The 25,899-nt window shown below is 67.9% G+C and carries 27 protein-coding genes; 15 read left to right on the top strand and 12 right to left on the bottom strand.

Annotation, left to right across the window (positions count from 1 at the left end; all coding sequences use genetic code 11):
* Nucleotides 1-24 precede the first annotated feature (24 nt).
* From ACQY9P_RS04270 to ACQY9P_RS04285, 4 genes are all read left to right on the top strand, one after another.
* Nucleotides 25-288 carry a hypothetical protein gene (locus ACQY9P_RS04270; protein ID WP_421736504.1) on the top strand — a complete coding sequence of 88 codons (264 nt, stop codon included), beginning with the start codon at nt 25-27 and terminating at the stop codon, nt 286-288.
* Nucleotides 289-466: 178 nt separating this feature from the next.
* Nucleotides 467-3,436: an isoleucine--tRNA ligase gene (gene ileS / locus ACQY9P_RS04275; RefSeq protein ID WP_421736503.1), complete on the top strand. Its 2,970-nt coding sequence runs from the start codon at nt 467-469 to the stop codon at nt 3,434-3,436.
* A gap of 169 nt (nt 3,437-3,605) precedes the next feature.
* Nucleotides 3,606-4,109: a signal peptidase II gene (gene lspA / locus ACQY9P_RS04280; protein WP_421736502.1), complete on the top strand. Its 504-nt coding sequence runs from the start codon at nt 3,606-3,608 to the stop codon at nt 4,107-4,109.
* Nucleotides 4,110-4,208: 99 nt separating this feature from the next.
* Nucleotides 4,209-4,778, top strand: a complete 570-nt coding sequence (locus ACQY9P_RS04285) for a DUF3035 domain-containing protein (RefSeq protein WP_421736501.1) — start codon at nt 4,209-4,211, stop codon at nt 4,776-4,778.
* Between the two features lie 62 nt (nt 4,779-4,840).
* Here the strand turns inward: ACQY9P_RS04285 and ACQY9P_RS04290 are convergent, their stop codons facing one another.
* The 3 genes from ACQY9P_RS04290 to ACQY9P_RS04300 form a co-directional block, all read right to left on the bottom strand.
* Complete coding sequence (locus ACQY9P_RS04290) at nt 4,841-5,431, bottom strand: TraB/GumN family protein (RefSeq protein ID WP_421736500.1); 591 nt, start codon at nt 5,429-5,431, stop codon at nt 4,841-4,843.
* A gap of 209 nt (nt 5,432-5,640) precedes the next feature.
* Nucleotides 5,641-6,579 (bottom strand): TraB/GumN family protein, encoded by a 939-nt coding sequence (locus tag ACQY9P_RS04295; protein WP_421736499.1) that lies wholly within the window; start codon nt 6,577-6,579, stop codon nt 5,641-5,643.
* Nucleotides 6,580-6,645: 66 nt separating this feature from the next.
* The gene (locus tag ACQY9P_RS04300) at nt 6,646-7,650 is read right to left on the bottom strand and encodes a TraB/GumN family protein (protein ID WP_421736498.1); all 1,005 of its coding nucleotides are present in this window, start codon (nt 7,648-7,650) and stop codon (nt 6,646-6,648) included.
* Nucleotides 7,651-7,781: 131 nt separating this feature from the next.
* On the opposite strand from ACQY9P_RS04300, the gene mutL reads away from it, so the two are divergent.
* Nucleotides 7,782-9,683 (top strand): DNA mismatch repair endonuclease MutL, encoded by a 1,902-nt coding sequence (gene mutL, locus ACQY9P_RS04305; RefSeq protein WP_421736497.1) that lies wholly within the window; start codon nt 7,782-7,784, stop codon nt 9,681-9,683.
* Nucleotides 9,684-9,715: 32 nt separating this feature from the next.
* On the opposite strand, the gene ACQY9P_RS04310 is transcribed toward mutL, so the two are convergent.
* The 4 genes from ACQY9P_RS04310 to ACQY9P_RS04325 form a co-directional block, all read right to left on the bottom strand.
* Entirely contained in the window at nt 9,716-10,882 is a 1,167-nt protein-coding gene (locus ACQY9P_RS04310; protein ID WP_421736496.1) for a hypothetical protein, read from the bottom strand.
* Nucleotides 10,883-11,114: 232 nt separating this feature from the next.
* Nucleotides 11,115-12,401 carry a hypothetical protein gene (locus tag ACQY9P_RS04315; RefSeq protein WP_421736495.1) on the bottom strand — a complete coding sequence of 429 codons (1,287 nt, stop codon included), beginning with the start codon at nt 12,399-12,401 and terminating at the stop codon, nt 11,115-11,117.
* A gap of 76 nt (nt 12,402-12,477) precedes the next feature.
* The gene (locus ACQY9P_RS04320; protein WP_421736494.1) at nt 12,478-13,650 is read right to left on the bottom strand and encodes a hypothetical protein; all 1,173 of its coding nucleotides are present in this window, start codon (nt 13,648-13,650) and stop codon (nt 12,478-12,480) included.
* Nucleotides 13,651-13,831: 181 nt separating this feature from the next.
* The gene (locus tag ACQY9P_RS04325) at nt 13,832-14,422 is read right to left on the bottom strand and encodes a GNAT family N-acetyltransferase (RefSeq protein WP_421736493.1); all 591 of its coding nucleotides are present in this window, start codon (nt 14,420-14,422) and stop codon (nt 13,832-13,834) included.
* A gap of 127 nt (nt 14,423-14,549) precedes the next feature.
* On the opposite strand from ACQY9P_RS04325, the gene ACQY9P_RS04330 reads away from it, so the two are divergent.
* Nucleotides 14,550-15,857 (top strand): acyl-CoA dehydrogenase family protein, encoded by a 1,308-nt coding sequence (locus ACQY9P_RS04330; protein WP_421736492.1) that lies wholly within the window; start codon nt 14,550-14,552, stop codon nt 15,855-15,857.
* A gap of 3 nt (nt 15,858-15,860) precedes the next feature.
* On the opposite strand, the gene ACQY9P_RS04335 is transcribed toward ACQY9P_RS04330, so the two are convergent.
* Nucleotides 15,861-16,154, bottom strand: coding sequence for an endonuclease domain-containing protein (locus tag ACQY9P_RS04335; RefSeq protein ID WP_421736491.1), 294 nt, complete (start codon nt 16,152-16,154; stop codon nt 15,861-15,863).
* Nucleotides 16,063-16,266, bottom strand: coding sequence for a DUF559 domain-containing protein (locus ACQY9P_RS04340; RefSeq protein ID WP_421736490.1), 204 nt, complete (start codon nt 16,264-16,266; stop codon nt 16,063-16,065). The genes ACQY9P_RS04335 and ACQY9P_RS04340 overlap by 92 nt, the downstream gene beginning before the upstream one ends.
* Before the next feature lie 134 nt (nt 16,267-16,400).
* On the opposite strand from ACQY9P_RS04340, the gene ACQY9P_RS04345 reads away from it, so the two are divergent.
* Nucleotides 16,401-16,922 (top strand): methylated-DNA--[protein]-cysteine S-methyltransferase, encoded by a 522-nt coding sequence (locus ACQY9P_RS04345; protein WP_421736489.1) that lies wholly within the window; start codon nt 16,401-16,403, stop codon nt 16,920-16,922.
* Here ACQY9P_RS04345 and ACQY9P_RS04350 read toward each other — a convergent pair.
* Nucleotides 16,910-17,326, bottom strand: coding sequence for a DUF4345 family protein (locus tag ACQY9P_RS04350; protein ID WP_421736488.1), 417 nt, complete (start codon nt 17,324-17,326; stop codon nt 16,910-16,912). The genes ACQY9P_RS04345 and ACQY9P_RS04350 overlap by 13 nt on opposite strands.
* 25 nt (nt 17,327-17,351) lie before the next feature.
* The gene (locus ACQY9P_RS04355) at nt 17,352-17,735 is read right to left on the bottom strand and encodes a VOC family protein (protein WP_421736487.1); all 384 of its coding nucleotides are present in this window, start codon (nt 17,733-17,735) and stop codon (nt 17,352-17,354) included.
* 176 nt (nt 17,736-17,911) lie between these two features.
* Here ACQY9P_RS04355 and groES point away from each other — a divergent pair, with 176 nt between their 5' ends.
* The 6 genes from groES (at nt 17,912) to ACQY9P_RS04385 (ending at nt 22,386) form a co-directional block, all read left to right on the top strand.
* Nucleotides 17,912-18,202, top strand: coding sequence for a co-chaperone GroES (gene groES / locus ACQY9P_RS04360; protein ID WP_010918572.1), 291 nt, complete (start codon nt 17,912-17,914; stop codon nt 18,200-18,202).
* Nucleotides 18,203-18,264: 62 nt separating this feature from the next.
* Nucleotides 18,265-19,911 carry a chaperonin GroEL gene (gene groL / locus ACQY9P_RS04365; RefSeq protein WP_421736486.1) on the top strand — a complete coding sequence of 549 codons (1,647 nt, stop codon included), beginning with the start codon at nt 18,265-18,267 and terminating at the stop codon, nt 19,909-19,911.
* A gap of 165 nt (nt 19,912-20,076) precedes the next feature.
* Nucleotides 20,077-20,199: a hypothetical protein gene (locus ACQY9P_RS04370; RefSeq protein WP_421736485.1), complete on the top strand. Its 123-nt coding sequence runs from the start codon at nt 20,077-20,079 to the stop codon at nt 20,197-20,199.
* 78 nt (nt 20,200-20,277) lie between these two features.
* Nucleotides 20,278-20,751, top strand: coding sequence for a GyrI-like domain-containing protein (locus ACQY9P_RS04375; protein WP_421736484.1), 474 nt, complete (start codon nt 20,278-20,280; stop codon nt 20,749-20,751).
* Between the two features lie 37 nt (nt 20,752-20,788).
* Nucleotides 20,789-21,118, top strand: coding sequence for a hypothetical protein (locus ACQY9P_RS04380; protein WP_421738258.1), 330 nt, complete (start codon nt 20,789-20,791; stop codon nt 21,116-21,118).
* A 110-nt stretch (nt 21,119-21,228) separates the two neighbouring features.
* Nucleotides 21,229-22,386, top strand: a complete 1,158-nt coding sequence (locus ACQY9P_RS04385) for a DUF3089 domain-containing protein (protein WP_421736483.1) — start codon at nt 21,229-21,231, stop codon at nt 22,384-22,386.
* Between the two features lie 46 nt (nt 22,387-22,432).
* Here ACQY9P_RS04385 and ACQY9P_RS04390 read toward each other — a convergent pair whose 3' ends face one another.
* Nucleotides 22,433-22,609, bottom strand: a complete 177-nt coding sequence (locus ACQY9P_RS04390) for a DUF1328 domain-containing protein (protein WP_421736482.1) — start codon at nt 22,607-22,609, stop codon at nt 22,433-22,435.
* Nucleotides 22,610-22,714: 105 nt separating this feature from the next.
* On the opposite strand from ACQY9P_RS04390, the gene cobT reads away from it, so the two are divergent.
* Both cobT and ACQY9P_RS04400 read left to right on the top strand, forming a co-directional pair.
* The gene (gene cobT, locus ACQY9P_RS04395; RefSeq protein ID WP_421736481.1) at nt 22,715-24,643 is read left to right on the top strand and encodes a cobaltochelatase subunit CobT; all 1,929 of its coding nucleotides are present in this window, start codon (nt 22,715-22,717) and stop codon (nt 24,641-24,643) included.
* Nucleotides 24,640-25,704: an esterase-like activity of phytase family protein gene (locus tag ACQY9P_RS04400; protein ID WP_421736480.1), complete on the top strand. Its 1,065-nt coding sequence runs from the start codon at nt 24,640-24,642 to the stop codon at nt 25,702-25,704. Before cobT ends, ACQY9P_RS04400 begins: the two co-directional genes overlap by 4 nt.
* Nucleotides 25,705-25,899 lie beyond the last annotated feature (195 nt).

The raw sequence follows: 25,899 nt of genomic DNA on the forward strand, positions 1-25,899 counted from the left end.
CACGTCATCGGTAGGGGAAGGACGATGCGGCACTGGTTTTCCGCGCGCGACCTCAAGTCGGGAACGGGCTGGCGTCCCGACCGATACCCCATCCCCTATGGCCTGGTTCCCGTCGGCTGGCGGGGCTGGACCCTGACCGTGCTGTGGGTCACCGCCATGGCCGTGACCCTGGGCGCGGCCTGGCTGCAGGACCTGCGCACCTTCCTCCTGGCCGCCGTGGCGACGACAACAGGTTCGGTCGCCGTCCTGTGGATGCTGCGCGGCCGCGTCAAACCCGCCCGGCGCTAGACCTTCCCCGTTTGTGCGCGGCGCGCGGCTCTGCTATCCCCGCGCCATGACTTTTGTTCGGAAAACCCCGCGAATTATCCGCCCGGCGTGACGCTGCCGGACGAGTTTCCAGCGCGCGCCGGGTCCAACACCCTCGCACCCCGTTTTTCCGAACTTCCAAACGCTGGATAGCTATCCCATGGCCGACGACGCCACGACCGCCCGCGACTATCGCGAAACCGTCTTCCTTCCCGACACCCCCTTCCCGATGCGCGGGGGCCTGCCCAAGAAAGAGCCCGAGATCCTGGAGGGCTGGGCGGCCCTCTCCGACAAGGGTCTGTACGGCGCTGTCCGGGCGAAGAGACAAGCCGACGGCGCCCCGCTGTTCGTGCTGCACGACGGCCCGCCCTATGCCAATGGCGCGATCCACATCGGCCACGCCCTGAACAAGACGCTGAAGGACTTCGTGGTCCGCAGCCGCTTCGCCCTCGGCTACGACGTCGACTATGTGCCCGGCTGGGACTGCCACGGCCTGCCGATCGAATGGAAGATCGAGGAAGAGTTCCGCGCCAAGGGCCGCCGCAAGGACGAGGTCCCGGCCGAGGAATTCCGCACCCGCTGCCGCGAATATGCCGGCGGCTGGATCGAGGCCCAGAAGGTCGAGTTCCAGCGCCTGGGCATACTGGGCGACTGGTGGAACCGCTACGCCACCATGGACTACACGTCCGAAGCCACGATCGTGGCCGAGTTCCACAAGTTCGCCGCCTCGGGCCAGCTCTATCGCGGTTCCAAGCCGGTGATGTGGAGCCCGGTCGAGCGCACGGCCCTGGCCGACGCCGAGATCGAGTACCACGACCACGTTTCGCCCACGATCTGGGTGAAGTTCCCGGTCAAGGTCTATGACGAGGAGCACTATGCGCTGTCGGGCAATCCGGCCGGCGACAATGTCTTCCGCCTGCCGCCCAACGACGCCAGCGTCGTGATCTGGACCACCACGCCGTGGACCATCCCCGCCAACCGCGCCATCAGCTTCAACCCCAAGGTCGAGTATGGCCTCTATGAGGTGGAAGCCATGGAGGAGAACCTCGAGTTCGCCCCGTGGTCGAAGGTCGGTGATCGCCTGATCGTCGCCGACAAGCTGGCTGACGATGTCCGCAAGGCCGCCAAGGTCGCTGCGTGGCGTCGCGTCGAGCCCGTCGATCCCACCGGCCTGATCTGCGCCCACCCGCTGGCCGCCTTCGATGAGGGCTTCGCCTTCGAGGTGCCGCTGCTGGCCGGCGACCACGTCACCGACGACGCCGGCACCGGCTTTGTCCACACCGCCCCGGGCCACGGCGCGGACGACTATCTGGTGTGGCTCAAGAGCGGCTACGCGCTGGACTCCATCCCCGACACCGTCGACCCCGACGGCGCCTATTACCCGCACGTCCCGCTGTTCGCGGGCCTGAAGGTCATCGAGACCGAGGGCAAGAAGGCCGGCAAGTTCGGTCCGGCGAACGCGGCTGTCATGGACAAGCTGATCGAGGCCGGAAACCTGCTGGCGCGCGGCCGCGTCGAGCACAGCTATCCGCACAGCTGGCGCTCGAAGGCTCCGATCCTGTTCCGCAACACCCCGCAGTGGTTCATCCGCATGGATCAGCCGCTGGAGAGCGGCCAGACCCTGCGCGAGACCGCCATCCAGGCCATCGCCGACACCGTCTTCCACCCCGACGCCGGCCGCAACCGCATCGGGTCGATGGTGGAAAGCCGTCCCGACTGGCTGGTCAGCCGCCAGCGCGCCTGGGGCACGCCGCTGGCCATGTTCGTCGACAAGGACAGCGGCCAACCGCTGATGGACCAGGCCGTCAACGCCCGCATCCTGACGGCCATTCGCGAGGGCGGCGCCGACGCCTGGTTCACCCGTCCCGACGCCGAGTTCCTGGGGCAGGCCTATGACCCCGCTCAATACGAGAAGGTCGGCGACATCCTGGATGTCTGGTTCGACAGCGGCTGCACCCACGCCTTCACGATCGAAGGCCGGGCCGACAGCCACTGGCCGGCCGACCTCTATCTGGAAGGCTCCGACCAGCATCGCGGCTGGTTCCAGTCGTCCCTGCTGGAAGGCTGCGGCACCCGCGGCCGCGCGCCCTACAAGGCGGTTCTCACCCACGGGTTCACCCAGGATGAGAACGGCGAGAAGATGTCCAAGTCCAAGGGCAACACCGTCGAGCCGCAGACCGTCACCAAGGAAAGCGGCGCCGAAATCCTGCGTCTGTGGGCGGCGATGGTCGACTATTCGGAAGACCAGCGGATCGGCAAGACCATCCTGGCCACCACCACCGACGCCTATCGCAAGCTGCGCAACACCACCCGCTACCTGCTGGGCGCCCTGGCCGGCTTCGACGAGGCCGAGCGCGTCACGAACTACGATGACTTCCCGCCGCTGGAGAAGTTCATCCTGCACCGCCTGTGGGAGCTGGATGGCCAGGTCCGCGCCGCCTACGAGGCCTATCGCTTCAGCGACGTGACCCGGCCGCTGATCGAGTTCTGCCAAGGCGATCTCTCGACCCTGTTCTTCGACATCCGCAAGGACAGCCTCTACTGCGACAAGCCCACGGACCTGCGCCGCCGGGCCTATCGCACGGTGCTGGACTATGTGTTCGAGCGCCTGACCATCTGGCTGTCGCCCCTGACCAGCTTCACCATGGAAGAGGCGTGGCAGACGCGCTTCCCCGAGGCGGGCAGCAACAGCCTGCGGGTGATCCCGGAGACGCCGGCGGCGTGGAAAAATCGAGACGAAAAGCAACGTTGGATCACGATCCAACTCGTGCTCGAGACCGTAACGGGAGCTCTTGAGGAAGAGCGTCGCGAAAAGCGAATTGGTTCTGCGCTTGAAGCGGCTCCCAAGGTTTGGCTCGCATCGGATGAGAAATGGGCAGCATTCGAAGGCATTGACGCCGCCGAAGTGTTCCGCACGAGCCAAGCGACGCTCGTTCGCGGCGATGGGCCTGAAAACGCCTTCCGTCGTGCAGATGTCGGCGGCGTAGCGGTCGAACCAAAGCTGGCCGAAGGTCAGAAATGCGCCCGCTCGTGGCGGATCCTGCCCGAGGTCGGAACCGATCCGCGCTATCCGGAGCTTAGCCTGCGCGACGCCGAAGCGGTGGCGTGGTGGGATAGCCAACACGGGTGATCCCCTTCCCCCTTGATGGGGGAAGGGTTGGGGATGGGGGTGACGCGGCGTTGAGACCGGATGAGGTCGGCGCCAAATTGCCGCCGCCTTTTCACCCCCACCCTGCCCTCCCCCATCAAGGGGGAGGGTCGAGACCTGAACTGACAAGCCTTGGGGGCTGAGAAGGACAATGCCGAAGATCACCCGCCAAGGCTGGATCGCCTACGCCATCGCGGCCGCCACCGTGGTCCTCGACCAGCTCAGCAAGCTGTGGATTCTGCATGGCCTGAACCTGCCGGCCAAGGGCACGGTGCTGGTGCCCGGCCCGATGGACCTGACCATGGTCTGGAACCGGGGCATGAGCTTTGGCCTGCTCAGCGGCCACGCCGAATGGGGCCGCTGGCTGCTGACGCTCTTTTCCACGGTCGTGGTCGTGGCCCTGGTCCTGTGGGCCCGTAAGGCGACCAAGCCGTTGATGGCGATCGGCCTGGGCATGATCATCGGCGGGGCGATCGGCAACAACCTGATCGACCGGGTGGTCTATGGCGCGGTGGCCGACTTCATCGACGTGCGCGACCTCTACTTCCCGTGGATCTTCAACATCGCCGACGCCGGCATCTCGGTGGGCGTGGCCTTCCTGCTGCTCGACAGCTTCATGACGGGCGAAGAGAAACTGGTCCACCCGACCGAATAAGGCCGCAATCGCAAGAGACATTGGCGCCCGCGCCGTGATGTCGTATCGAGAGCGTCCAAAATTCTGGCCCCGGGGCGGGGTCTACCGGAGCATGGGTTCATGAGTTTCAATCGGGTCGCGACCCTGAGCGTTCTGGCCGTCGTGGCCGCCACGGGCCTCGCCGGTTGCCAGTCGGCCTCCAAGGCCCTCGGCATGAGCAAGGTGGTCCCCGACGAATTCCGCGTCGTCACCAAGGCCCCGCTGGTGGTGCCGCCCGACTACGCCCTGCGTCCGCCGGCCCCCGGCGAGCCCCGTCCGCAGGAACTGCAGCCGGAAAGCGCCGCGCGCATGGCCTTGGTCGGCCAAAGCATGGCCGCCGGCCGCTCGGACGGTGAAAAGCTGCTGGTCTCCAAGGCCGGCGTCGACAAGGCCGACCCGCTGATCCGCTTCGTCGTCGACGACGAGACCGGCGATCTGGCCCACAAGGACGAGAGCTTCGCCAGCAAGGTGATGTTCTGGAAGAAGGACAAGTCGGCTCAGGTGACCGCCACCGCCACCGAAACCGGCGCCAACGCCCCGGTCGCCGTGGACGCCGCCGCCGAGGAAGCCCGCCTCAAGGCCCTGGTCGGCAGCAAGGCCGTGGTCATCAGCCGCGAGAAGCAAACCCGCATCAAGCTGCCGGGCCTGTAGGCTTCGACACAGCTTCGAAATTCAGCCGGCCCGGACGCGAAAGCTTCCGGGCCGGCTTCGTTTCAATCCCCCGGCGTGCGCACCGTGAAGCCCTTGGCGCGCAGCTGGTCCAGTACGCCGTTCTGCATCAGCAGGGGCGCCAGATCGACGAGGGCCACCGCCCCCTGGCCGCGCTCCAGGGTCGCGGCGATCGCCCTGACCATGGCCTTGTTCTGGGCGCGCTGGGCCGCGTTCAGGGCGGTCATGCTCTCATCGCAGGGATCGTAGGCCATCGGGCCGGACACCAGGGCCCGCACGTCACCCCGCCCCCAGGCCTCGCCCCGCTCGCGAAGCGCGCCGGTTCGCAGGGCCTGCTGCGTCACCCAGTTCAGGCAGACCAGGTCGTCCGCGCCGTCGGCCCGTAGCGACCGCCGGAGATCCGACTTCAGCCGGCCACCGACCTTAAGATCACGCGCCTTCGGGACTTTGGCCCTGTTCAAGAGGCTGGCCTCGGGCTCGTCCGACGAAATCCCGGCCGCCGCCTTGACCTCGCCATACAGGAGCAGCGCGGCGATGTTGGGCCGCAGGCGGGCGTAGAATTCCAGCGACCGGGGCGTCAGTGCCGCCGCGCGGGTCAGTCGGTCGCGCTCGGCAGGCGTCAGGTGTCGAACCACGGCTCCCGCGTCGCCGCGCCCTTGACGCTGTAGTAGACCGTGGCGGCGGTCTCGGCGCGGATCAGCCGACCAGACTGGCGAAGGCGGCGCTCATAGGGCTCACAGGCGACGTCACGGCGGCCCAGGCCGCCAGGGCGAACATCATGGATTTCAAAGATGCGCCCCGATGCAACCCTCGTTTTCAGAGTGGATCAGGGCCGACGTGACCGTCAATCCCCCGGCGTGCGCACCGTGAAGCCCTTGGCGCGCAGCTGGTCCAGAACGCCGTTCTCGGCCACCAGGCCGCGCAGGGGGAAGGTGGCCACCGCGTGGCCGGGGGTCTTCAGGGCCTCGGTAAGGGCGGTCGCCTCGTCGGCGGTGGCGCGCCGCGCCAGTTCCGGCACGCCGGGCAGTTGCAGCTCGCATCTCTGTCCGCCCCGCGAGGCGGCCAGCGCGCCCCGCACATTGCCCTCGGCCCAGTCGCGGGCCAGTCGGCGGGCGTCGCCGGTCCCGGCCTCGACCTCGTCCAGCACCTCCTCGAGGCAGGCCAGGCCGGTCGCCTCGGAATGGCCCTTTGCGACGGCCTTGATCATCGGCATGGCCTTGTAGGTCGCGGCGATGCGGGTCTTGACCCGATGTTTGCGGGCCAGCTTGCCGATGGTCCGGTCAGGCTCACTGCCGACCAAGGCGGCCGCCTTGTTGGCCTTGCCCGCCAGCAGGATGCCCGCGCCCAGCGGCTTCCAGTCGCGCCAGCCCTCGGCGTCCTTGGGATCGGCGGCGGCCCAGGCCCTGGCCAGACGTGCGGCCAGGGCGGGCGAGGTCTCCTGCAGCGGCTTGTCGGCCTTCAGGGTCTTGCGCAGCTTCAGCAGGGCCGGAATGTCGGTGAACCCGGCCCGCGCCTCCGGCGGCGTGATCAGGGCGAAGGCGCCGTCCAGCCGATGGTCCAGCACCGACTGGTCCCAGGCCATGCCCTTGGGAAGGGCGGGGGGCACGCCCAGGACATAGATCGTGGTGTCGGCGTCGGACACCTTCCACCAGGCCGGCCCCGGCAGCTTGGCGTTGACCACCAGGGCCTCGACCACCGCCGCCTCGGGATCGTCGATGACCTGGGCCGCCGCCGCGACGGGCGTCAGCAGGGCCAGCAAGGCGACCAGCGGGGAGATGTTCATGCGCGTGTTCCTGGCGGTTCCTGACGGCGCGACCCTGAGGCGACGCTTGCGGCGAAAGCTTGGCCTTTACGGCTGAACCTCGCCCGGCGTCGTCACCTTGAAGCCCTTGGCGCGCAGCTTGGCCAGAACGCCCTCCTCCGACAGCAGGGGACGGAAATTGACCAGGGCCACCGACTTGCCGGGCGTCTTCAGCGCCGACTCGATGGCCTTGGTCGAGCGGTTGATCGTGTCGCGGATCTCGGCGGCGACGCGCGGCGTGGCCGACAGGCAGGCCTGATAGCCCCGATCGGCCGCCGCCAGTTGAACCACATCGCCCGCCGCCCACCGCTTGGCGGTCGCCTCGATGGCCGGACCGCCGGCGTCGGCCTCGCGCAGCCCGGCGTCCAGGCAGAACTCCTGCTGGGCCTTGGGCAGGGACCCCACGGCCTTCAGCGCGTCGATCACGTCATAGCCCTCCAGCTCCTGCACCTTGGGCCGCTTTTCCAGGTCGCCGCTCTTGGCGATCTTCTCGATGCGGTCGGCGACCGAACCGCCGCCGAGGGTGACCGAACCGCCCTGCTTCATGTTGGCGACCAGAAAGCCGGCGAAGGCGGGCTTGATGTCGTCCATGCTCTCGGGCGTCTCGCCTGCGATCTTGAGGCGGGCCTCCAGCCGGGTCCGCAGATCCGCTGGCAGGGTCTGACGCATCGGGGTGTCAGACAGGAAATAGCGACGACCGCCGACGGCCAGGCTGACGATGCGGAAGACATTGATCTTGGGCCCCGGCGCCAGGATCAGGCGGTTGGCGCCGTCCAGCCGCCGCTGGATCACCGAGCTGTCGAACTCCAGGTTCTTGGGCGACAGGGCCGGAACGGCCAGCACATAGACCGTGCTGTCGGCGTCGCTGACCTTCCACCAGGCCGGTCCGGGCAGGCGGGCGTTGACGACCAGCTCCTCGACCAGATTGGCCTCGGGATCGACGCGCCTCAGGCCGATGGGCCCGGAGTCGTCGACCGCCTGCTGGGCGAAGGCGGCCGGAGCGGCCGACAGGATCAGGGCGGCGAGCAAGGGGGCGAAACGTCCGATCGTCACTATGTCTCTTCCTCGAAGGGCGGCGGAATCGATCTAGGGTGATCGGTCTTCCGCGACTTGGACGGTCTGCAAGCCGACGGGTCAAATTACGAAGACGCAATGCGGACCGTCGGTCCGACGAGAGTTCCACCATGCCGATCCGCCGCCTGCCGCCCGAAACCGTCAACCGCATCGCCGCCGGCGAGGTGGTGGAACGGCCCGCCAGCGCCATCAAGGAGCTGGTCGACAACGCCGTCGACGCCGGCGCGACGCACATCGAGGTCGAAGCCCACGGCGGCGGCCTGACGCGCATCCTGGTCGCCGACGACGGCATGGGCCTGTCGGCGGAAGAACTGCCCGTCGCCATCGAACGCCACGCCACGTCCAAGCTGGCGCCCGACGCCGACGGCCTGTGGGACCTGCTGCGCATCCACACCATGGGCTTCCGGGGCGAGGCCCTGCCGTCGATCGGCTCGGTGGCGCGGCTGCAGATTTCCTCGCGCGCCAAGGGCGAAAAGGACGCCTTCTCGATCCTGGTCGAGGGCGGTCAGGTCGGCGATGTGGCCCCCGCCGCCTTCCCCGGCCCGCACGGCGCGCGGATCGAGGTGCGCGACCTGTTCTACGCCACCCCCGCCCGCCTGAAGTTCATGAAGTCGGAACGCGCCGAGGCCCTGGCGATCACCGAGGAGATCAAGCGTCAGGCCATGGCCCACGAGGCGGTCGGCTTCTCGCTGGACATCGACGGTCGCCGGATCCTGCGCCTGCCGCCCGAGCATCCGGGTCCGCAAGGCCGTCTGGCGCGACTGGCCGCCGTGCTGGGTCGCGACTTCCAGGACAACGCCATCGAGATCGACCAGACCCGCGACGGCGTGCGGCTGACCGGCTTCGCGGGCCTGCCCACCTACAACCGCGGCAATGCAGCGCATCAATATTTGTTCGTGAACGGACGACCTGTGCGCGATCGGCTGCTGCAAGGCGCCCTGCGCGCGGCCTATGCCGACTTTCTGGCGCGCGACCGGCACCCCACAGCGGCGCTCTATGTGTCGCTCGACACCGCCGAGGTCGACGTCAACGTCCACCCGGCCAAGGCCGAGGTGCGGTTTCGCGATCCGGCCCTGGTGCGCGGCCTGATCGTCGGGGCGCTGCGCCACGCCCTCGCCGGGGCAGGGCACCGGGCCTCCACCACCGTGGCGACCCAGGCGCTGGACAGCATCAGGACCCAGCAGAGCCCGTTTCCGGGGTATCAGCCGGGCCCGTCGGCCGCCGGCTTCTCGGCCTGGCGCGACGGCGGCTGGACACCCCCGACCCAGCGCCCCCTGACCCTTCCGGGCCTGTCGGACGTTTCGGCGCGGGTCGAGCCGGCCATGGCGCCGGGCCTCGGCGAGGTCATTCAAGAAGCCTGGCGGTCGGGCGCCTTTGGAACTGATCAGTCAACGGATGGTTATGCCGCCGCGCCGGTTTTCGACCCCGTGGATTTCCCGCTGGGCGCGGCCCGGGCCCAGGTTCACGAGACCTATATCGTCGCCCAGACCCGCGACGGCATGGTCATCGTCGACCAGCACGCCGCCCACGAGCGTCTGGTCTATGAGCGAATGAAGCACGAGATGGAGGCCGGCGGTGTCGCCCGCCAGACCCTGCTGCTGCCCGAGGTGGTCGACCTGGACCCCGCCGAGGCCGAGCGCGTGGTGGCCCGCGCCGAGGAACTGGCGGCCCTGGGCCTGGTGATCGAGAGCTTTGGCCCCGGCGCGGTGCTGGTGCGCGAGACCCCGGCCCTGCTGGGCAAGACCGACGCCGCCGGCCTGGTGCGCGACATCGCCGACGACCTGGCCGAGAACGGCCAGGCCCTGGCCCTGAAGGAGCGGCTGGAAGAGGTGTGCTCCACCATGGCCTGCCACGGCAGCGTCCGGGCCGGCCGCCGCCTGAACGGCGCCGAGATGAACGCCCTGCTGCGCGAGATGGAAGCCACGCCCCACTCAGGCCAGTGCAACCACGGCCGCCCCACCTATGTGGAGCTCAAGCTGGCTGATATCGAGCGACTGTTCGGGCGGCGGTAGGCGTGAGGGTCAAGCGCCGGTGACAAGACCGATCAGGCGACCTTGCTGACGCCAGCGTCCTCGGCCTTGACCGACCAGTCGTGCAGCGGCAGGCGCAAGGTCGAGCACGGCACGACATCGGTCGGAACTTCCAGAAGCTCGGTGATCGCCGGCCCGCTCAGAAAGGGTACGGCGTACTCGATCCCGGCGTTCAGCTCGCGCCGGGTCCGCACATCGGTCACGCCCTGCCAGATCCGTTTGCGCCGGTAGCCGGCGGCGTCGCGCATGAAACGGGTGATCGCCGCGAGCCGCGCGGCCTCCCCGCCCGCTGGCAGCAGCAGGGTGACGCTGCTGGCGAAGTCTGGCGGCAGGTCGTCGACCTGAAAGGCCGGGTCGCTCACGCGCAAGTCGATGCGGCCGAAAAACGGATCCAGAAAGCTCTTCAGCTGTGACAGGGCCGAGAACGACGGCGCGCGGGGCGTATCGTAGACGCCCGCCGCGAGGCGTCCGCGCAGCTCCCTTGGCAGAGATTCCAGGTAAGGCAGGAGCTCGGCCCGGGTGCTGGGCTTGACGGCGGCGGCGAAGTTGATCGGCAGGAACATGACCCCCGCCTGGAAGCGACCGATCTCGCCGAGCGCGCCCTGCAGGGTGGGAATGTCGTGGTCGGCCTCATGAACGTCGAGAACCGGCTCATCCAGCCCATAGACCGAAATCGCGCCAGCCTCGCACCAGACCGCGACATTGCCCACGAAGATCTGGCGCTGGGTATGGAACACGCCGCGATAACCGGTGCGGGCCGGAGCGGGCCCCGACGGCGCGCCCCTCAGGGCCTCCATTGGCGGCTCGCCGGCCACCGGCCCGCCAGGGGGCGCGATGGAGCTGACGCCGTTCGGCGTGATCTTGCAGATTCGGCCCGCGAACGCGCCATCGTCCCCGCCGTTCAGCAAGGTCTTGAGCTGAGCGTTCGGAACGCCGGCGAAGCGCATGACATCGTTCTGGTTGCCCTCAAAGGTCAGGAGCGCGATCTCGCCCTCGCCCTTGTCGCCAAACAGCTTGTGCTGCAGGTCGCGCGCCAGAGCCTGCAACTCGCGAGCGTCCAGGGTCTGCGCGCGCGGATCGGTGAGAACGAACGAGAAGGGCGCGACCAGGCCGTGCCGGCGCGGCCAGAGCCACTTGGTCTCCAGATAGGCGCCAGCGACCTTGGCCACCAAGGCAGCCATTGTCTCGGCATCCGAGAACCGCAGTTCCTCGCCGACAAAAATTTTCAAGCACGCTAAAGCCGTCATTCGGCTAATCCTGCGCGCAGAAGGTTAGCAAGCCTATGGGGCGAGACGTCGCCGACCTGCGGCCAACCGACGCGGCGTGGAGCCCGCGCCCCTCTGAAACGGACTCACTTGAAACGAAGACGCGCGCCGGGTTTGGAACCTTTGGACCGCCTCGTCGCCAAGCGGATCAAGCCGCGTCGCGCGCCTGGACCAGGGGCGCGCCTTCGGCCTGGATCAGGGGCGCTTCAAGGAAGGCCGTCACCGCCGGTCCGTGCACACGGGCGATGCCGCCCTGGCGACAAGCCTCCAGCTCCTGGGCGGTCTGCACGCCGGCCACGCTCTGCAGCACGGCCTTGCCGCGATAGACGTTCTGGCGCTCGACGAACTTGGCGATCGCGGCCAGGCGTTCGCGCTCATCCTCGCCGGTCAGGCTGAGCGTGACGCTGTCGATCAGTTCCAGCGGAAGGTTGTGCACCGGGAAGGTGGGGTCGACCACATTGAGATCGAGAAAGGCGAAGCCGCTCTTCAGAAAGGCGCGCATCTGCTGGACCAGGCCAATGGAGGCCTCTCGCGGCGTGCCATAGACGCTGGCGCCCAGGCGCGGCTGCAGGTCCAGCGGATAGCGCGACAGGCGGCGCTTGTAAGCCTCCTGCGAGGCCGGGGTCGTCAGGTTCCAGAAGCCGAACGGCAGATAGAGATCGCCAAACGTCGCCGCCTTGAAGAGGGGCTGGGCGTCGTTGAGGCAGGCCAGATCGCGGGCCAGAAGCTTGGAGTCTTCCTCGGGCGCCGGGGCGTTGAGGTCGGCGCGCAGACCGATCACCGAACCGACAAAGGCGTTGGCCGTCAGGTCGTAGAGGCCCCACCAGCCCGTCTGGGACGGAGGCGGCGGAGGCGCGGGCGCAGCGGGCGGCGGCGTCCTAGCCTGGGCGACGGACGGGGGGGCCGGCGCGCGCGGCTCGGCGGACGTCGGGGCGGCGGCGGCGGCCGGAGCCTTGGCCACGGCGGGCGGCGGAACGGGCGCGGGCGCGGCCTTGGCGGCGGCTTCGGCGGCCTGACGGGCTTCCTCGTGCGTGCTGGGCACCGAGCGAATGGCGTCAGCGGTGATCACCTGGACCCGGCCGGCGGCGCCGCCATAGCCCTTGCCGGCGACCAGGCCCTGCAGCTCGGCCTGGGTCAGGCTGGCGAACTTCAGAACCGAGCTCTCGTCGCCCTCGAAGGTCATCAGGCAGACCTGACCGCTCTTGCGGCCGGGGAACAGGCTGGCCTCGAGTTCGGCCGCCAGGGCCTGCATCTCGACGGCGTCCAGCTGCGCGGCGCGATTGTCGGCGAGCACGAAAGCCAGCGGCGCCACGGCGCCGTAGCGGCGCGGGGCCTTCCAGCGCGCCCTCAGATAGACGTCGGCCGTCTCCTGCGCGTGCGCGGCGGGAAAGGCTTCATCATCGATGAGCAGGCGTAGGCACGCGATCGCGGTCATGCCAAAGCCTTAGCCGCGATTTATCGCCAATTGGTTAGGGGCAGTGGTAGCCGACCATTAACTCAACCCTTGGCTTTCATGACCAGCGGGTGGACCTGAACGGCAGTTCGGCGTGTGGAAAAGCCTGCTCGTGCAAGGGATCTTCAAAGGTCGCGCTGATCAGGAGGCCGCTCACCGAGGGCACTCTGAACTCCCTACAGAGCTCAAGTTCGCGACGCGAGCGAAGGCCCGCGACACCTTGCCGCAAGTCGCGGTCGAGATACTGACGCCGCGCCGACAGGAACTGCTGGAGGTTCGTGAAGCGCTGGTGGTCGTCGTGGCCCGTCAGCTCCAGCACCACGCCGTCGATCAGGTGCTCGGGGACGGCCTGGACGTGGAAAATGGGATCATGGGTCCGCAGCTCGACGCGACGGAACACCGGTCGCAGCAATTCGCGCAGCGGCGCGATCGCCATGAAAGGCAGCTCGCGAGGCACGTCATAGACCTGGGCGCTCAACTGTTTCACCGCCGCCGGAGGGAGGGACGCCAGCTTGGCGCCATAGACCTCGCGCAGGCTTGTCCGGACCATGCTCCACATGCGGAAATCGGTCTGCACATGCAGGCCAGGATGCCTTCTGAGGGCGGCGATGCTAGCGTCCAGCATCTCCATGTCCGACCGCATGTAGTCACCGTCCTGATGGGTCGTCCATTCCGGCTCCTGAGCCATGAAGAGCGGCTGGCTGGCCTCGAAATACTCGGACACGGGATTGTAGACCCCGCGCCACCCCAGGCGTGGCGCCTCGTGGGGCTCTGTCGCTTCAGTGGCGACGGCGTGCGGCGTCAAGTCCCGCAGCCCTAGCTCGCGCACGCCGTCGCGCGTGACCACGCGGGTTCGTCCGACGGGCGGGGGCGGCTCTCCTTGCCTCATGGCCAGCAGGTCGGCCTCTGGCAGGCTAGAGAAACGCAGGACTTCCGCCTCGTGGCCCTCGAAGATCAGCAGGCACAGATCCTCGCGGCCGTGAGTGCCGAACAGGCGAAGCTGAAGTTCCGAAGCGAGCTGCTTGAGCTCCTCGCCATCGAGAAACGTGGAATACGGATCGATCAGAACATAGGCGCCGGGCGCGACATGGCCATGGCGGCGCGGCGGCGGCCAATGCGTGTCGATATAGAGCGCCGCGGTGCGATCGATCCTGACCGGGGTCACGCCTTCGACGGAGGTCTCGCGCGCGGCGTGTTCGATACAGATTCTAAGACACGCAATGCCGCTCATGCGGCAAAGGTTACACGAAGAGCATTGTCGGAAACCCGGATCTACACTCAGATTGGGTATAGATCTGGCGGTTCAGGCGGCGATCACTCAAACTCTAGAACGTTCTGGATGCGTCGTATTGGCGCAACACCCTTCGGCCAAGGGTGATTATTTCAGGGGATAGGCCGCATGCCGGCGCCCGCTAGACGAACGTCTCCTGCAGACGGAAATCCAGGCGCTGCTTGACGCCCGGCCAGTCGGCGTCGGTGATCGAGAACACCGCCGTGTCGCGCACGTGGCCGGTCCAGGTGATCTTGTGATTGCGCAGCACGCCGTCCTTGTCGGCGCCCAGCTTCTCCACGGCCGCCTGGCTGCGGGCGTTGCGCACGTCGATCATGAACTCCACGCGGATCGCGCCGGCGGCGAAGGCGTGGCCCAGCAGCAGGCGCTTGGACTCCGGATTGATCGGGCCCGAGCGGGCGTCCGGATGCAGGAAGGTCGAGCCGACTTCCAGGCCCTTGTGCAGCTTGCGGATGTTCAGATAGCTGGACGTGCCGACCACCTTGCCGTCCAACAGCCGGCGGATGGCGAAGCCGATGCGCTCGCCGCGCTGGGTCTCGCCCTGCAGCGCGCCCCACCAGTCCTCAAAGCCTTCGCCGCAGCCGTTGGTCGACATGATCTCCCAGCTTTCGGGGTCGCAGTCGATCGCGCCGCGCAGTTCCTCGCGCAGGGCGGGGGTGACGGGTTCCAGCCGGACGTGGCGGCCTTCAAGGGGGAGAATCTCGATGTTCATGGCCGCTAGTTTTCAGGCGCCGCGCCGTCGCCCGCAAGTGTGCTTGCCGTCCCACCTTGCCGTCAACGTCAGCAGGGTGTTACAACCACTTCAAACAAGCGTTTGAAGACAGGGATTGGGAAGCGCCATGGATTTCGACATCTCCCCCAAGCAGCGTCAGTTTCTTGACCGCGTCACCGCGTTCATGGACGAGCACATCTATCCGGCGGTCCCGGTCTATGAGGCCGAGATGGATGTCCTGGGCGCCGAGCGCTGGAAGGTCGTTCAGGTCGTCGAGGAGCTGAAGGCCAAGGCCAAGGCCGCCGGCCTGTGGAACTTCTTCATGCCGCCGCACAGCGGCCAGACCCACGTCGACGACACGTTCCAGTTCGAGGGCATCCAGCTCACCAACCTGGAATACAGCCTGATCGCCGAACAGCTGGGCAAGGTCGGCTTCGCGTCGGAAGTCTTCAACTGCTCGGCGCCCGACACCGGCAACATGGAAGTGCTGATGCGCTACGGCACGCTGGCGCAGAAGGAAAAGTGGCTGCGCCCGCTGATGAACGGCGACATCCGTTCGGCCTTCCTGATGACCGAACCGGCCGTGGCCAGCTCGGACGCCACCAATATCGAGACCCGCATCGAGCGCGACGGCGACCACTATGTCGTCAACGGCCGCAAGTGGTGGAGCTCGGGCGTGGGCGATCCGCGCTGCAAGGTCGCCATCGTGATGGGCAAGACCGACCCCGACAACGCCAGCCGCCACCAGCAGCAGAGCCAGATCCTGGTGCCGCTGGACGCGCCCGGCATCGAGATCGTCCGCATGCTGCCGGTGTTCGGCTATGACGACGCCCCGCACGGCCACGCCGAGGTCATCCTCAAGGACGTGCGCGTGCCGATCGAGGACGCCCTGCTGCTGGGCGAGGGCCGCGGCTTCGAGATCGCCCAGGGCCGCCTGGGCCCCGGCCGCATCCACCACTGCATGCGCACCATCGGCACGGCGGAAGTCGCGCTGGAAAAGATGTGCAAGCGCCTGATGAGCCGCAAGGCGTTCGGCAAGTACGTCTCGGACCACTCGGTCTGGGAAGAGCGCGTCGCCGACGCCCGCATCGACATCGAGATGTGCCGCCTGCTGTGCCTGAAGGCCGCCGACATGATGGACAAGGCCGGCAACAAGTCGGCCCGTCTGGAGATCGCGATGATCAAGGTCGCGGCCCCGCGCCTGGCCCTGAAGATCATCGACGACGCCATCCAGGCCCACGGCGGCGGCGGCGTGACCACCGACTTCGGCCTGGCCAAGGCCTATGCCGGCATCCGCACCCTGCGCCTGGCCGACGGCCCGGACGAAGTTCACCAGCGGATGATCGCCCGCATGGAATACGGCAAGTACGGCGACCTGGTCTTCAAGCAGAAGGCCGAGAAGGAAGCCGCCCTGCACGTGCCGGGCATTCGCTAGATCCTAAAAAGCCCTTCCCCCCTGATGGGGGAAGGGTTGGGATGGGGGTGACCGCTGAATCTCAGCCGCCACGCGCTCGGAGACGTCATACGGATACTCATAGGCCTCGCGGTCTCGCAACCGCACGACCCTGTAGCCCTGCGCGGTCAGCCACGTGTCGCGCTCGGCGTCGTGCAACTGCGCCTCTGGAAGATCGTGGCGCCCGCTATCCACCTCTATGGCGAGCTTGGCGCCATGATGGGCGAAGTCCGCCACGTATCGGCCGATCGGCGCTTGTCTGCGAACATGTAGTCTCAAACGCCCGCAAAGCTTTCCACAGCCGCTTCTCGCTGACTGTCATCTCTCGGCGCAGTCGGCGGGCCCGGCGGATCGCGCCGGGCGCGTGGCTTGGCTTTGGCTTGTCGGACATGCCGCGTCACCCCCATCCCCGGCCCTTCCCCCATCAAGGGGGAAGGGAGACTGTGCATGATGTTGAACAAACAGTGAACAATCTATCGCAACAATCGGGCGGACAGCGGCTTCCCGAGTGCGGATAATCACGGCATGCCGCCCCCGTCCAACCTCCGCCTCGACCGCCTGCCCTCGCCCCTTGGCGAGATCCTGCTGGTGACCGACGAGGCGGGCGCGGTGCGAGCCATCGACTTCCACGACTACGTCCCGCGCATGACGCGGCTGCTGCGACTGCACCATGGCGACCCGCCGCTGACGGACGGCGCGGCGCCGGTCGAAACGCGCCAGGCGCTGACGGCCTATTTCGACGGACAGTTCGAAGCCCTGGCCGACATCCCTTGGGCCACGGGCGGCACGGCGTTCCAGCAACAGGTCTGGACCGCCCTGCGCGATATCCCCGCCGGGACCACCTCGACCTACGCCGCCCTCGCCGCCCGGATTGGCAAGCCCAGCGCCGTTCGCGCCGTGGGCGCGGCCAACGGCGCCAATCCGATCGCCATCCTCGTGCCGTGCCATCGCCTGATCGGCGCGGACGGATCACTCACCGGCTATGGCGGCGGGCTGCAGCGCAAGCGCTGGCTGCTGGAGCACGAAGGCGCCCGTCAGGCCAGGTAGCCGCCGCGCAGAACCAGCCGCCCGGGGTTGAAGAAGGGCAGGCACAGGGTCACGCCGATCAGAACCTCGAACAGCAGGTGGCTGAGGTTCAGCCGCCCATGGGTCCGGTCGATCAGCAGCGAGGCCACCTGCCCCAGACCGGCGCCGAACCAGCCGATGGCCAGGGCGAAGGCCATGGCCGCCCCGATGCTGGGCTGATAGCCCAGATACAGCGCCGCGCCGGCGTGGGAGAAGATCAGCAGCCCCCCGAACGCCCGGCCCTCGGTCAGCAACGTCGGCGCGCCGTCATCGCCGACCGCGAGGCCCAGGGCCGCCTGGGGCCGCGCCAGGGCCCGCCCCCCGAGGGTTCCGCCGATCACGCAGGCGATCACGGCTAGCAACAGCGACAGGGCGTAGCTCGACATGCGCGAAGCGCTCCTTGAGGTCCGGCTAGACCGGCGCGTGGCAGACGGCTTCGATATTGAAACCGTCCGGATCCAGCACGAAGCCGCCGTAGTAGTGTTCATGATAATGGGGGCGAAGTCCGGGCGCGCCATTGTCCCGCCCGCCGGCCGCGATCGCCGCCGCGTAAAAGGCGTCGACCATCGCCCGGGTCCTGGCCTGAAAGCAGACGTGCAGCCGCCCGGAGGTGTCGCCGCCGCCGGAGATCCAGAACTGCGGACGCTCCACGCCATAGCCGGTGGCGTCGACGCCACCGCTGTGTTCGGGCGGAACGGTGAACAGCCGCTTGATGCCCAACGGCGCCAGGGCCTGATCGTAAAAGGCCGTGGACCGCGCGAAATCGGTCACGCCGAAACCCAGATGATCGAACATTTCCGGCCTCCACCTTAACCGTGATCGCAAAAAGTTCGCGGGCCCTGTCCTTGACTCCCGGGGGGCTCGGACCTAACTCAAGCACCGCGTTGGCACTCAAGGGGATGGACTGCTAACAGCAGCGTTCCCCGCGCCAACGACCCCTTTATCGATAACCGTCCCGACGGAGAACAACCATGAAATTTCGTCCCCTTGGCGACCGCGTCCTCGTGAAGCGCGTCGAAGAAGAAACCAAGACCAAGGGCGGGATCATCATCCCCGACACCGCCAAGGAAAAGCCGCAGGAAGGCGAAGTCGTCGCTGTCGGCCCCGGCGCCCGTAACGACAAGGGCGACGTCGTCGCTCTCGACGTGAAGGCCGGCGATCGCATCCTGTTCGGCAAGTGGTCGGGCACGGAAGTGAAGGTCGATGGTCAAGACCTGCTGATCATGAAGGAAAGCGACGTTCTGGGCGTGGTCGAGGCCTAAGCCCTCCTCCGCCCGAACCAAGCTTTCCACCCCAAATTTCTCTTTAAGAAGGGCTCATACACATGGCCGCTAAAGACGTTTATTTCTCCTCGGACGCGCGCGACAAGATGCTGCGCGGCGTCAACATCCTCGCCAACGCGGTGAAGGTGACCCTCGGCCCCAAGGGTCGTAACGTTGTGATCGAAAAGTCCTTCGGCGCCCCGCGCTCGACCAAGGACGGCGTCTCGGTCGCCAAGGAAATCGAACTGGCTGACCGCTTCGAGAACCTCGGCGCGCAGATGATCCGCGAAGTCGCTTCGAAGACCAACGACAAGGCCGGCGACGGCACCACCACCGCCACCGTCCTGGCGCAAGCCATCGTGCAGGAAGGCCTCAAGTCGGTCGCCGCCGGCATGAACCCGATGGACCTGAAGCGCGGCATCGACAAGGCCGTCAACATCGTCGTCGACGAGATCAAGAAGTCGTCGAAGAAGGTCACCACCAACACCGAAATCGCTCAGGTCGGCACCATCTCGGCCAACGGCGACAAGGAAGTTGGCGACATGATCGCCAAGGCCATGGACAAGGTCGGCAACGAAGGCGTCATCACCGTCGAAGAAGCCAAGACCGCCGAGACTGAACTCGACGTCGTCGAAGGCATGCAGTTCGACCGCGGCTACCTGTCGCCCTACTTCATCACCAACCCCGACAAGATGGAAGTTCAGCTCGAAGAGCCGCTCATCCTGCTGTTCGAAAAGAAGCTCTCGTCGCTGCAGCCGCTGCTGCCGGTGCTGGAAGCCGTTGTTCAGTCGGGCCGTCCCCTGCTGATCATCGCCGAAGACGTCGAGGGCGAAGCCCTGGCGACCCTGGTCGTCAACAAGCTGCGTGGCGGCCTGCGCGTCGCCGCCGTCAAGGCTCCGGGCTTCGGCGATCGACGCAAGGCCATGCTGGAAGACCTGGCCATCCTGACCGGCGCTCAAGTCGTGTCGGAAGACCTGGGCATCAAGCTGGAAAACGTGTCGCTCGACATGCTCGGCAAGGCCAAGAAGGTCTCGATCACCAAGGACGACACCACCATCGTCGACGGCATCGGTGAGAAGGACGCGATCGAAGCCCGTATCGCCCAGATCAAGCGCCAGATCGAAGACACCACGTCGGACTACGACAAGGAAAAGCTGCAAGAACGTCTGGCCAAGCTGGCCGGCGGCGTCGCCGTGATCCGCGTCGGCGGCTCGACCGAAGTCGAAGTGAAGGAAAAGAAGGACCGCGTCGACGACGCCCTCAACGCGACCCGCGCGGCCGCCGATGAAGGCATCGTCCCGGGCGGCGGCACGGCTCTGCTGAAGGCCTCCAAGGCCCTCGAAGGCCTGACCGGCGACAACGCCGACCAGACCGCCGGCATCGCGATCATCCGTCGCGCCCTGCAGGCTCCGATCCGTCAGATCGCCGAAAACGCCGGCGTTGAAGGCTCGATCGTGGTCGGCAAGGTTCTGGAAAGCACCAGCGCCTCGTTCGGCTTCAACGCCCAGACCGAGCAGTATGTCGACCTGATCGCCGACGGCGTCATCGACCCGGCCAAGGTTGTCCGCACGGCTCTGCAAGACGCCGCTTCGGTGGCCGGTCTGCTGATCACCACGGAAGCCGCGATCGTCGAAGCCCCCAAGAAGGGTGGCGGCGCCGGTGGCCCTCCGGGCGGCGGCATGGGCGGCATGGGTGACATGGACTTCTAGTCCACGCGCTCAGCTTCCTGCTGAACAAGACGAGGGGCGGGACCGAAAGGTCCCGCCCTTTTTCTTTGTCCGGAGGCGGTCAAAAATCGTCACGCCGGCGCATCCAAGCGCGGCCGCCCGCGTTTTCCATCCACAAGCAGAAACGTGGATGGGAGGCAGTAGGCCATGCGTCGCGTACATCACATTGGTCACGCTCGCGGCCCGCGCATGGGCGTGTTGCTGTTCGCCGGCGCCCTCTGGCTCACCTTGGGCCTGATCAGCCAGGTCGCCTTCCAGGTGATCGGCTAGACAAACCTTCAGGCCGGCTGTCGGAACCGGGCGGGCTGGCGCGTCCTTGGGCGTACTGTCCCTCGCTGAAGGCGCGCCATGCCAGCCACGACGTCCATCGCTCCCCGCATCGAACAAAGCCCGGCCCTGCATCTGATCGGTTCGATCTGCGACTACGACCTATCCGACGGCGACATGTTGCGCGCCCTGCCCCTGCAATGGGCCGCCTTCGCGCCGCTGATCCCAAGGCCGGCCTCGGGCGCCGAGCCCGTCTCCTTCGGCGTCGCCCTGACGGTCCAGGATCCCCGCTGCTTCCGCTACATGACCGCCTATCCCGGCGCCGCCGACGACAGCCCACCGCGCGGCCTGAGCGTGGTGACGCTGCCCGCGCGCTCCTACCTGGCCTTTGCGCACGACGGCCACGTCTCGACCCTGCACAGGACGGTGTCGGCGGCCTGCGCCGGACGCCAGCCTGTCGAGGGCCTGCCGGCCTTTCTGGAATATTACGGTCCGGGCTTCGACCCGGCGACCGGTCTTGGCGATATCGAAGTTTGGCTGCCGCTGGCGGAATGACCTTCCGCCGCGCCCCGACGACGGCTACAGCCAGACCATGTTCCGCCAGCGCCCAGACACCGATCTGATCCCCCAGGGCTGGGTCGTGGGCGTGATGGTCGAGGTTCCGGGCGAGCCCTATCCGGTCCGGCACTATTTCGGCGTGGGCAAGGCCGAGCGCGAGCAGGCCGAATGGGCCGCCGTCGACCGCGCGCTCGAGGTGGGCGGCGTGGCCTCCAGCCCCTTCCGGGGCATCGAGCCGGTCGAGGCGATCCGCGAGATCGTGGCCTATCGCATGCGGGACCTGGGCCTGAAGACCGGCGAGGTCCGCGCCCTGGGCGACAAGTTCCCGCGCCGCTGGCTGCCGGCGGACCTGCCGTCGCCCTAGCCACGGCGACCGCTGTGGCGCCGGGCTGTAGTCACTCCCCTCTTGGCTGTCGCCCGGGTTTCCCCCATGTTCACGCCAAACAAGCGTTTGAGCGAAATGGGGAGAAGACGATGGTGAAGATCCTGGCCGCCCTGGGCCTGACGGCGGGCCTCGCCCTTTCGACGGCCGCCCACGCCCAGGCCCCCGCCGCCGGCCCGAACGACTACGCCAAGGCCGAAAACTGGCTGTGCCTGCCCGGCCGGGTCGACGCCTGCGCGGCCGACCAGACCACGACGATCGTCGCCGCCGACGGCCGCTCGACGGTCGAGCCCTTCAAGCCCGCCGCCAAGCCGGCCGTGGACTGCTTCTATGTCTATCCCACGGTCTCGACCGATCCGGGCGACTACAGCGACATGACCATCGACGCGGCCGAGCGCTCGGTGGTCGAGCAGCAGCTGGCCCGCTTCGCCGGCCAGTGCCGTCTGTTCGCGCCGATGTACCGTCAGGTGACCCTGGCGGGCCTGCGCAAGGCGATGATGGGCCAGCCGGTGGTCGACGGATCGCTGGGCCAGGCCGACGTCCGCGACGCCTGGAATTATTACCTGGCCCACGAGAACAAGGGCCGGGGCGTGATCCTGATCGGCCACAGCCAGGGCTCGCGCGTGCTGCTGCAGCTGATCAAGCAGGAGGTGGACGGCAAGCCGGTCCAGAAGCAGGTGATCTCGGCCCTGGTGCTGGGCATGAACACCCCGGTCGACGCCGAGGGCCGCTATGGAACGATGCCGCTGTGCGCCAGCGCCAGCCAGACCGGCTGCGTGGTGACCTATGTCTCATTCCGCGCCTCCAGCCCGCCGCCGGCCAACAGCCGCTTTGGCCGGACCGATGCGGCCGGCCTGCGCTCGGGCTGCGTGAACCCCGCCGCCCTGCTGGCGGGCAAGGCCTCGACCGAGAGCGTGGCGCTGCATTCGTATCTGGGCAACAAGCCGATGGGCTCTTCGTCCCTGCCGCCCAGGCCCTGGGCCACGGGCCTGACGGTGACGACCCCGTTCGTCTCGACGCCGGGGCTGCTGTCAGCCCAATGCGTCAGCGAAGGCGACTTCACCTATCTTTCGGTGGCGGTGAACGGCGACCCGGCCGATCCGCGAGTCGATGACATCAGCGGCGACATCCTCGTCGGCGGCGCGGTGCTCAAGGACTGGGGCCTGCACCTGATCGACGTGAATCTGCAGATGGGGGATCTGGTGGCGCTGGTCGGCCAGCAGTCGAAGGCCTGGCAGGCGGCCCACTAGACCGGCGAAGCGGGGAGGCGCGCGAAGCACGCCTCCCCGCCGCTCGCTATTTCGATACGGCCTTGAACACGGTGGTCCCCAGGACCAGCATCAGGGCGAAGCCGATCAGGAAGACGAAGAACAGGATCTTGGCGATCCCGGCGGCCGCCCCGGCCACGCCGGTAAAGCCCAGGGCCCCGGCGATCAGGGCGACGATGGCGAGAATGATGGCCCACTTCAGCATGGCGCGTTTCCTTGTTTGGGAAGCCAGCAGCGCTTCTGACATTTCAACCCGCCAGAGCGCACAGCGTTCCTTGTTTTCGCCGCGCGGGGCCGGTAACCGATAGTCATGGCCTCCAAGCCCGAAAGCCCGACCGAACCCTTCAAGCGCGCCCTGGCGCACGCCGCGCGTTCGCTTGCCGAAACGCCAGACCTCGAGGTCGTGTTCTCGGGCGATGGTCCCCAGCTGCTGGGCAAGCGAGCGGTGCTGCCGCACCCGCCGCGCGACCTCAATTCCAAGGAAGCCGCGCGCATCCGGGGCCTGGCCGACCAGATGGCCCTGCGCCTGGCCCACCACGACAACATCGCCCACGCCCGCGCCCGCCCCAGCAGCCCCGACGGCCAGGCGGCCTTCGAGTCGATCGAGCAGGCGCGGCTGGAAGCGATCGGCGCCAACGCCATGGGCGGCGTGCGCGCCAACCTGACGGCCGCACTCGAGGCCCGGCTGGAAAAGCAGGGCCTGACCCGCAACGTGGCGATGGACCGCCAGTCGGCCCCCATGGCCGAGATCCTGGGCCTGATGGTGCGCGAGCGCCTGACCGGCGACGCCCCGCCCGAGGGGGCCAAGGCCCTGGTCGACATCCTGCGCGCCGACATCGAGGCCAAGGCCGGCAAGGACCTGGATCGCCTGGCCGACGCCATCGGCGACCAGGCCGCCTTCGCCCGGGTGACGCGCGAGATCCTGCGCGACCTGGACCTGGGCGAGGAGATGTCCGACGCCACCGAAAGCTCCGACGAGGACGACGGCGAACAGGACCAGCAGGACCAGACCTCCGACGAGGATCAGGGCGAAGGCGAGGGTGAACAGCCCGAAGGCTCATCGCCCCAGGAAACCGAAGCCTCCGACCGCGACACCGAGGCCGGCGACGAGGAGATGGTCCAGTCCGAGCAGGACGGCGAGCCCGAGGACAGCGACGAAAGCCCCGAGATGGGCGACGGCGCCAAGCCGGCTCGTCCCGACAGCGGCCCCGCCCAGCCGGGCGAGCCGGCCTACAAGATCTTCACCAGCGCCTATGACGAGATCGTGCCGGCCGAGGAGCTGTGCGACGCCGAGGAGCTGACCCGCCTGCGGGCCTATCTGGACCAGCAGCTGTCAGCGCTCTCCAGCGTGGTCTCGCGCCTGGCCAACAAGCTGCAGCGCCGTCTGCTGGCCCAGCAGAACCGCGCCTGGACCTTCGATCTGGAAGAAGGGATGCTGGACGTCGCCCGCCTGACCCGGGTGATCATCGACCCCACCGCGCCCCTCTCCTTCAAGCAGGAAGAGGACCAGGAGTTTCGCGACACCGTCGTGACCCTGCTGATCGACAATTCCGGTTCGATGCGCGGCCGGCCGATCATGGTGGCCGCCGTCTGCGCCGACATCCTGGCCCGCACCCTGGAACGCTGCGGCGTCAAGACCGAGGTGCTGGGCTTCACCACCCGCGCCTGGAAGGGCGGCACGTCGCGCGACGAGTGGGTCAAGGCCGGCAAGCCGCCGGCGCCGGGCCGCCTCAACGACCTGCGCCACATCATCTACAAGGCCGCAGATTCTCCGTGGCGCCGGGCCCGCAAGAACCTGGGCCTGATGATGCGCGAAGGCCTGCTGAAGGAAAACATCGACGGCGAAGCCCTGATGTGGGCCCACCAGCGCCTGATCGGCCGGCCCGAAGCCCGCCGTATTCTGATGGTGATCTCCGACGGCGCGCCGGTGGACGACAGCACCCTGAGCGTCAATTCAGGTCACTATCTGGAGCGCCACCTGCGCCAGGTCATTTCCGAGATCGAGGGCAAGAGCCCCGTCGAGCTGATCGCCATCGGCATCGGCCACGACGTCACGCGCTATTATCGCCGCGCGGTCACCATCGTCGACGTCGAGCAACTGGGCGGCGTGCTGGTGGAACAGCTGGCCGCGCTGTTCGAGGAAGAGCCCCGCGCCGTGAAGAAGGCGCGTGGCCTGCTGGCGCCGCTGCCGACCGTTCAGCCGCAGGCAGCCAAGGCGGCGCGCAAGGTTCCAGCGTGACCGGCCTGCGGGTCGGTCTGGTCCTGGCCCTGTCGGTCGGGATGCTGAGCCATTGCGGCCGCAAGCCCGCCCCGCCGGTCCTGCCGATCGCCCCGGTCAAGGCCGGCCCCGAGATCACCGTCCAGACCACGCCCGTGCCGCTGGACACCGCAAATCCGGCCAAGACCGCCCTTGAGGGTGGCTTCAGCTATGCGGGCGGCATCGCCATCACCAGCAACCAGACCTCGCTGCTGCATGGCCTGTCGGACCTGGGCATGGGCCCTGGCGGCACGCTGGTGGCGATCAGCGACGCCGGCGACCTCTTCGAGGCTCGCCTGCAGCTGGACCCGGCCGGGCGCCTGGTCGGCCTGACCGACGCCAAGCTGCAGGGCCTGAAGGGGCTGGACGGCGCGGCCCTGCCCAACAAGGACGCAGCCGACGCCGAGGGCCTGGCGATCCTGGCCAATGGCGACCGACTGGTCAGCTTCGAGCGCGATCACCGCATCTGGCTGTATCCGGCCCCCGTCAATGGGGTCGCCGCCCCGCCCCGGGTCGCGCCCAAGCCGGCGACGACCTTCCCCTTCAACGAGGGCATGGAGGCGATCGCCGCCTATCCCGCCGCCGGGCCGGACGCCTATATCGTGGGCGGCGAGGAAGGCGAGGTCTGGCTGTGCCGGCTGTCGACCGCCTGCCAGGCCATCGCCCCGCAGCAGGGCCCGGACTTCACCTGGGGCCTGACCGCCATGGCCGCCTTCCAGGGCAAGGCCATCGCCACCCTGCACCGGGGCTATGATCCCATCCGGGGCTTCCGGGCCATTCTGCGCTTCATCGCCGACCCGCTGGCGCCGGCCGCCCGACAGGTCCAGATCGCCAGCCTGCATCTGGACGGCTCGACCACGCGCGACAATTTCGAGGGCGTGGCGCTGAGCCAGGCGCCGTCGGGGGCCACGCGGATCTATCTGCTGTCCGACGATCAGGCGATCGGCAACCAGCGCACCCTGCTGATGGCCTTCGACTGGACCCCGCCGCCTCCGCCGGCTCCCCTTCCGCCCAAGACGAAGAAGCCGGTTCGCAAGCGGTAGATGGCCGCCCCTCGACGGCGACAGCGTATCCGCTGGCAATCCGAGGTACCGCTAACATTTTTATGCTGCGGCGCAATATCAGCCTTGCATTGACAACGTTGTCATCTATTCTGATCTCGACGGTTGACGAGGCGAGACCCTAAGCGCCGTCAGAGGAACGCGTCGGGAGGAGGTTGAACCCAACCCCCTTTCCGG

It is taken from the genome of Caulobacter sp. (assembly GCF_965279145.1).
In the GTDB taxonomy this organism is placed as follows: Bacteria; Pseudomonadota; Alphaproteobacteria; order Caulobacterales; family Caulobacteraceae; genus Caulobacter.

Excerpts from the sequence above, each read along its gene's own strand:
- groL (WP_421736486.1), top strand. The coding sequence starts at position 18,265 with ATGGCCGCTAAAGACGTTTATTTCTCCTCGGACGCGCGCGACAAGATG.
- ACQY9P_RS04285 (WP_421736501.1), top strand. The coding sequence starts at position 4,209 with ATGAGTTTCAATCGGGTCGCGACCCTGAGCGTTCTGGCCGTCGTGGCC.
- ACQY9P_RS04340 (WP_421736490.1), bottom strand. The coding sequence starts at position 16,266 with ATGTCCGACAAGCCAAAGCCAAGCCACGCGCCCGGCGCGATCCGCCGG.
- ACQY9P_RS04270 (WP_421736504.1), top strand. The coding sequence starts at position 25 with ATGCGGCACTGGTTTTCCGCGCGCGACCTCAAGTCGGGAACGGGCTGG.
- ACQY9P_RS04320 (WP_421736494.1), bottom strand. The coding sequence starts at position 13,650 with ATGAGCGGCATTGCGTGTCTTAGAATCTGTATCGAACACGCCGCGCGC.
- ACQY9P_RS04345 (WP_421736489.1), top strand. The coding sequence starts at position 16,401 with ATGCCGCCCCCGTCCAACCTCCGCCTCGACCGCCTGCCCTCGCCCCTT.
- groES (WP_010918572.1), top strand. The coding sequence starts at position 17,912 with ATGAAATTTCGTCCCCTTGGCGACCGCGTCCTCGTGAAGCGCGTCGAA.
- ACQY9P_RS04325 (WP_421736493.1), bottom strand. The coding sequence starts at position 14,422 with ATGAACATCGAGATTCTCCCCCTTGAAGGCCGCCACGTCCGGCTGGAA.
- cobT (WP_421736481.1), top strand. The coding sequence starts at position 22,715 with ATGGCCTCCAAGCCCGAAAGCCCGACCGAACCCTTCAAGCGCGCCCTG.
- ACQY9P_RS04380 (WP_421738258.1), top strand. The coding sequence starts at position 20,789 with ATGTTCCGCCAGCGCCCAGACACCGATCTGATCCCCCAGGGCTGGGTC.
- ACQY9P_RS04295 (WP_421736499.1), bottom strand. The coding sequence starts at position 6,579 with ATGAACATCTCCCCGCTGGTCGCCTTGCTGGCCCTGCTGACGCCCGTC.
- ACQY9P_RS04315 (WP_421736495.1), bottom strand. The coding sequence starts at position 12,401 with ATGACCGCGATCGCGTGCCTACGCCTGCTCATCGATGATGAAGCCTTT.
- ileS (WP_421736503.1), top strand. The coding sequence starts at position 467 with ATGGCCGACGACGCCACGACCGCCCGCGACTATCGCGAAACCGTCTTC.
- ACQY9P_RS04310 (WP_421736496.1), bottom strand. The coding sequence starts at position 10,882 with ATGGCTGCCTTGGTGGCCAAGGTCGCTGGCGCCTATCTGGAGACCAAG.
- ACQY9P_RS04375 (WP_421736484.1), top strand. The coding sequence starts at position 20,278 with ATGCCAGCCACGACGTCCATCGCTCCCCGCATCGAACAAAGCCCGGCC.
- ACQY9P_RS04355 (WP_421736487.1), bottom strand. The coding sequence starts at position 17,735 with ATGTTCGATCATCTGGGTTTCGGCGTGACCGATTTCGCGCGGTCCACG.
- lspA (WP_421736502.1), top strand. The coding sequence starts at position 3,606 with ATGCCGAAGATCACCCGCCAAGGCTGGATCGCCTACGCCATCGCGGCC.
- ACQY9P_RS04390 (WP_421736482.1), bottom strand. The coding sequence starts at position 22,609 with ATGCTGAAGTGGGCCATCATTCTCGCCATCGTCGCCCTGATCGCCGGG.
- ACQY9P_RS04385 (WP_421736483.1), top strand. The coding sequence starts at position 21,229 with ATGGTGAAGATCCTGGCCGCCCTGGGCCTGACGGCGGGCCTCGCCCTT.
- mutL (WP_421736497.1), top strand. The coding sequence starts at position 7,782 with ATGCCGATCCGCCGCCTGCCGCCCGAAACCGTCAACCGCATCGCCGCC.
- ACQY9P_RS04330 (WP_421736492.1), top strand. The coding sequence starts at position 14,550 with ATGGATTTCGACATCTCCCCCAAGCAGCGTCAGTTTCTTGACCGCGTC.
- ACQY9P_RS04370 (WP_421736485.1), top strand. The coding sequence starts at position 20,077 with ATGCGTCGCGTACATCACATTGGTCACGCTCGCGGCCCGCGCATGGGC.
- ACQY9P_RS04350 (WP_421736488.1), bottom strand. The coding sequence starts at position 17,326 with ATGTCGAGCTACGCCCTGTCGCTGTTGCTAGCCGTGATCGCCTGCGTG.